This window comes from Pseudomonas sp. 2822-17 (genome assembly GCF_002742485.1).
Classification (GTDB): domain Bacteria; phylum Pseudomonadota; class Gammaproteobacteria; order Pseudomonadales; family Pseudomonadaceae; genus Aquipseudomonas; species Aquipseudomonas cyclaminis.
The window spans coordinates 1-321 of record NZ_LJRZ01000544.1; the positions used below are offsets into that span (position 1 = coordinate 1).

Annotated in this window: 1 protein-coding gene; it reads left to right on the top strand. The window is 39.9% G+C overall.

Features of this window, described 5'->3' with window-relative positions:
* Positions 1-25: 25 nt before the first annotated feature.
* Positions 26-321, top strand: a 296-nt coding sequence (locus tag AOA60_RS23130; RefSeq protein ID WP_305887057.1) for a citrate/2-methylcitrate synthase, incomplete at its 3' end; no start/stop codon positions are given.

Here is a 321-nt window from a genome sequence, read left to right on the forward strand (position 1 = left end):
CCCACGTGCTAAGCACCTAAAAGAGATGTCTAGACAACTTACTAGCATTACGGGTGAGCCAAAGTGGTATGACATGAGTGTAAAGATAGATGAGGTTGTTACAAATGAAAAGGGATTATTACCAAATGTTGATTTCTACTCAGCATCTGTTTATCACAGTCTGGGAATAGAACATGATCTCTTTACTCCAATTTTTGCTGTAAGTAGAGTATCAGGGTGGATTGCCCATATCCTTGAACAGTATGAAAACAACCGTCTCATACGTCCTAGAGCAGAATATACAGGACCAGAGAGTCAAACTTGGGTACCATTAGACAATAG